This window comes from Pluralibacter sp., from assembly GCF_019237635.1.
Classification (GTDB): Bacteria; Pseudomonadota; Gammaproteobacteria; order Enterobacterales; family Enterobacteriaceae; genus Enterobacter_B.
On the sequence record NZ_JAFAGS010000098.1, the window covers coordinates 1 to 4887 of the forward strand.

The 4887-nt window shown below is 55.8% G+C and carries 4 protein-coding genes; 3 read left to right on the top strand and 1 reads right to left on the bottom strand.

The window, feature by feature from the left end:
• The 3 genes from JO226_RS11445 to yiaY all read left to right on the top strand — a co-directional run.
• Window positions 1-652, top strand: a 652-nt coding sequence (locus JO226_RS11445) for an aminotransferase class V-fold PLP-dependent enzyme (protein WP_367273555.1), incomplete at its 5' end; no start/stop codon positions are given.
• Window positions 649-2517 carry a selenocysteine-specific translation elongation factor gene (gene selB / locus JO226_RS11450; RefSeq protein WP_293581002.1) on the top strand — a complete coding sequence of 623 codons (1869 nt, stop codon included), beginning with the start codon at window positions 649-651 and terminating at the stop codon, window positions 2515-2517. The genes JO226_RS11445 and selB, both read left to right, overlap by 4 nt.
• 143 nt (window positions 2518-2660) lie before the next feature.
• Complete coding sequence (yiaY, locus tag JO226_RS11455) at window positions 2661-3812, top strand: L-threonine dehydrogenase (RefSeq protein ID WP_293581004.1); 1152 nt, start codon at window positions 2661-2663, stop codon at window positions 3810-3812.
• Between the two features lie 44 nt (window positions 3813-3856).
• On the opposite strand, the gene JO226_RS11460 is transcribed toward yiaY, so the two are convergent.
• On the bottom strand, window positions 3857-4819 hold the full coding sequence (locus JO226_RS11460; RefSeq protein WP_293581006.1) for a LysR family transcriptional regulator: 963 nt from the start codon (window positions 4817-4819) through the stop codon (window positions 3857-3859).
• Window positions 4820-4887: the final 68 nt, after the last annotated feature.

Genomic DNA, 4887 nt, shown 5'->3' on the forward strand with positions numbered 1-4887 from the left:
CATCGGCAACGCGTCAGGCACCCCGGTGGTGACTGATTTGGGCAGCGGCTCGCTGGTGGATTTAAGCCAGTACGGCTTGCCGAAAGAACCGATGCCGCAGGCGCTTATCGCCGCGGGCGTGAGCCTGGTGAGCTTTTCCGGCGATAAGCTGCTGGGCGGCCCGCAGGCGGGTATTATCGTCGGTAAACGCAAGCTTATCGCGAAACTGCAGCAGCATCCGCTCAAACGGGCGCTGCGGGCGGACAAAATGACTCTCGCGGCGCTGGACGCCACGCTGCGGCTTTACCTGCACCCGGAGAAGCTCGCCGAACGTCTGCCGACGCTGCGGCTGCTGACCCGCACGCCGGAGGCGATGCAGGCGCAGGGGGAGCGTCTCCGGCAGGCGATCGCCGGGCGTTATACGGCCTTCAGCGTTCGGCTGGAAGCCTGCCTGTCGCAGATTGGCAGCGGCTCGTTGCCCGTCGACAGGCTGCCGTCGCTGGCGCTGACGCTGACGCCCAATGACGGGCGAGGCAGCCAGCTGGATGCGCTGGCGGAACACTGGCGCAGCTTAGCGATGCCGGTCATCGGTCGTATTTATGACGGTCGTTTATGGCTGGACCTGCGCTGCCTTGAGGATGAATCCGGTTTTCTGGAGAACATGCTGAAATGATTATTGCCACCGCCGGACATGTGGATCACGGTAAAACAACGCTGCTTCAGGCGATAACCGGCGTTAACGCCGATCGCCTGCCGGAGGAGAAATCCCGCGGTATGACTATCGATCTCGGTTATGCCTACTGGCCGCAGCCGGATGGCCGCTCGCTGGGGTTTATCGACGTTCCCGGGCATGAAAAATTTCTCTCCAATATGCTCGCCGGGATGGGGGGGATCGACCACGCCTTGCTGGTGGTCGCTTGCGATGATGGCGTGATGGCGCAAACCCGCGAGCATCTGGCGATATTGCAGCTGACCGGCAGGCCGACCCTGACCGTCGCGCTCACCAAGGCTGACCGCGTTGATCCTGCCCGGGTGGCGGCTGTGCGTCAGCAGGTCGAAGCCGTGCTACAGGAGCTGGGGTTTGGCGCTGCGACAGTGTTTGTCACCGCAGCAACGCAGGCGCAAGGGATCGATGCGCTTCGTGCGCATTTGCAGCAGTTGCCGGAGCGCGAACCGCTGCAGCACCAACGGTTTCGCCTGGCGATTGATCGCGCGTTTATCGTGAAAGGCGCGGGGCTGGTGGTCACCGGTACCGCGCTGTCGGGCGAGGTGAGTGTAGGTGATACCCTGTGGCTGACCGGCGTCGATAAACCGATGCGCGTGCGCGGCCTGCACGCGCAGAATCAACCCGTTGAGCAGGCGCACGGCGGGCAGCGCATTGCGTTAAATATTACCGGCGATGCTGAAAAAGAGGCGTTGCGCCGCGGCGACTGGCTGCTGGCGCAACGGCCGCCCGCACCCAGCGAGCGGGTCATCGTTGAGCTTAACAGCGCCGCCGTCCTGAGCCAGTGGCAGCCGCTGCATATCCACCATGCCGCCAGCCATATCACCGGTCGGGTGTCGCTGCTGGAAGGTTCGTTGGCGGAGCTGGTGCTGGATTCACCGCTGTGGCTGACGGATAACGATCGTCTGGTATTGCGCGATATTTCCGCGCGCACCACTCTGGCTGGCGCCCGGGTGGTTACCCTGAATCCGCCGCGTCGCGGCAAGCGCAAACCGGAATACCTGCAATGGCTGACGGCGCTGGCGGCAGCCGGTTCTGACGCCGCGGCGTTGAATGTGCACCTGCAGCGTGACGCGATGCGTCAGGCGGATTTCGCCTGGGCGCGCCAGCTGACCGATGCCGGGCTTGAACGCCTGATCCAACCCACGGTGATTCGCGCCGGGGGATGCCTGCTCAGCGCCGGGCTGGCGGTTCGCTGGCAGCGTAAGTTGCTGGACGCGCTGGCGGTGTATCACGATCAGCATCGCGATGAGCCCGGTCCTGGACGCGAGCGTTTACGCCGCATCGCTTTGCCGATGGAGGATGAAGCGCTGGTGCTGACGCTGATTGAGCAACTGCGCGAAAGCGGCGTTATCGGCAGCCACCACGGCTGGCTGCATCTGCCCGATCATAAAGCCGGGTTTACCGATGAGCAGTCGGCAGTCTGGGAGAAAGCGCAGGCGCTGTTTGCCGATGAGCCCTGGTGGGTGCGCGATCTCGCGAAAGAGACCGCGACCGATGAGGCGCTGATGCGTGCAACCTTACGGCAGGCCGCGCAGCAGGGGCTGATTACGGCGATCGTGAAGGATCGTTATTACCGTAACGATCGCATTGTGACCTTTGCGCAGTTGATCCGCGAACTGGATCAAGAGCGTGGTTCGACCTGTGCCGCTGATTTTCGCGACAGGCTTAACGTCGGGCGAAAACTGGCGATTCAGATCCTCGAATACTTCGACCGTATCGGTTTTACCCGTCGTCGGGGAAACGATCATCTGCTGCGCGATGCATTATTATTTTCAAATGAAAATTCTGATATTGATTTATTAAATAAATAGATCGATAGCGTTATGACGATTAATTCAGTGCTGTACAGATAATAATTTGTATAGCACTGATAAAAAACCCTGCTTTGATCATCTTTTCAATACCCGGATTTCAGTATGCTCCGTGCACTTTTTATTAAAGTTAAGGAGCTATAATGGCTGCATCTCTTTTTTATATTCCCTCCGTGAATATTATTGGCGCTGATTCATTGGTTAATGCAATGGATGCAATTCGTGGCTACGGCTGGCGCCGTGCTTTGATTGTTACGGATGCGATGCTGAGTAAGTTGGGTATGGCAAATAATATCCAACAAGCGTTACAGGAGTGCAATATTTTCAGCGTGATATATGATGGTGTGCATGCGAACCCGACGACAGCCAATGTGGCATCCGGGCTTAAAATGTTAAAAGAAAACCACTGTGATTGTGTTATCTCGCTTGGCGGTGGTTCGCCACATGATTGCGCAAAAGGAATTGCCCTGGTGGCGGCGAATGGCGGGGATATTCGCGATTACGAAGGTGTTGACCGCTCTGCCAAACCGCAATTACCCATGATCGCCATTAATACCACGGCGGGTACGGCTTCCGAAATGACGCGCTTTTGTATCATTACTGACGAAGCCCGTCATATTAAAATGGCCATTGTTGATAAGCATGTTACGCCGGTGCTGTCGGTGAATGATTCTTCCTTGATGGTGGGTATGCCGAAAGCGCTGACTGCAGCGACAGGGATGGATGCGCTGACGCACGCTATTGAGGCTTATGTGTCTGTCGCCGCGACGCCGATTACAGATGCCTGTGCGCTGAAAGCGGTTACGATGATCTCTGAAAATCTTCGCATTGCGGTGGAGGATGGCGGCAATACCGTCGCACGCGAAGCGATGGCCTATGCCCAGTTTCTGGCGGGTATGGCTTTCAATAATGCGTCACTGGGTTATGTTCATGCGATGGCGCATCAGCTTGGTGGTTTCTATGATCTGCCGCATGGCGTGTGCAACGCCGTATTGCTACCGCATGTTCAGCAATTTAATAGTCAGGTGGCGGCTACCCGTTTGCGTGATTGCGCGAAGGCGATGGGTGTTGATGTCAGCGCGATGAGCGACGAGCAGGGCGCGCGGGTGTGCATCGAGGAAATTCGCACGCTGGCGCGGGCGGTGAATATCCCGGCAGGGTTGCGCGAACTGAATGTGAAAGACGCAGACATTCCGGTTCTGGCGACGAATGCGCTAAAAGACGCCTGCGGATTCACTAATCCTGTACAGGCGACGCATGATGAGATTATGGCGATTTATCGCGCAGCGATGTAAGCGTTAAGGGCGCGGCTATTTGACGGTCGTCGCGGCCATTCTGTTTAACAGTCCGGGGCAGGCGGTCTGTGGGCGGCCTGCTCTATCTGTTCGCGAATGATTTTCAGCACTTCATCAAGGATGTACTGGACGCGCCACGGCTGATATTCGCGTTTGCGGTAGATAGCCACCAGATCCAGCCACCATTCGGCCTGATGCGGGAAGCAAAGCGCCAGCTTATTTTCCGCGATATCTTTCTGCAGGCTTTCCTCCGGGGCAAAGACAATGCCCAGACCGTTACGCGCCAGTTCCAGCGCCGTTTGCGTGTTGTCGCAAATGTATTTTCCCGAAACTTTATAGTCTGTGACATCATTGCTGCCTGGGGTATTAAACTTCCAGATATTTGACTCATCAATCATCATGGAATCAATCAGAATACAGGAGTGATTTTCCAGCTCTCTCGGGGAATGAATAGGATGTTGGCGGAGATATTCCGGGCTGGCGAACGCGGTGACGGAATATTGTGTAATTCTGCTGGCAATGAGTGATTCATCTTTCGGTTTGGCGTAGGTAATTAGCACATCGCAATCATCCGGGAAATCAACGCCTTCATAAAAGGTCTCGCGATCAAGATTACAGGTTTTCAGCTTTATGCTGATATCGCCAATATCCGTTAGCTGATGAATCACGCTACGCGACAGATAGGAGATAATCCCTATCGGAGCATGAATTGATACCTGGCCACTTTTTTCCTGCTTATAATCAGCAATGAAATTAACTAATTTCCTGGCGTCATTCAGGGTCGCGTCCACGTAGGGCAGCAGAGATTCGCCAAACGGCGTCAGGGCCAGGCTGCGGGTGGTGCGCTCAAACACCTTAAGACCGATTTTTGACTCGAAATCAGAAAGATATTTACTGACATTGGCCTGCGCCATTCCGAGGATCACCGCGGTCTGGCTGATGCTTCTGGTGGCGGCAATCAGTGAAATAATCTTTAAATCCCTGGGTTTAAGTTGCAGCTTATTCATCGTAACATCCATATATATGATTTTTATATACCACTATATAAATATGCGAGTTGCGCATTCTATTTTGT

Bases quoted from the DNA above. Each gene is read 5' to 3' on its own strand.
- selB (WP_293581002.1), top strand. From the start codon at position 649: ATGATTATTGCCACCGCCGGACATGTGGATCACGGTAAAACAACGCTG.
- yiaY (WP_293581004.1), top strand. From the start codon at position 2,661: ATGGCTGCATCTCTTTTTTATATTCCCTCCGTGAATATTATTGGCGCT.
- JO226_RS11460 (WP_293581006.1), bottom strand. From the start codon at position 4,819: ATGAATAAGCTGCAACTTAAACCCAGGGATTTAAAGATTATTTCACTG.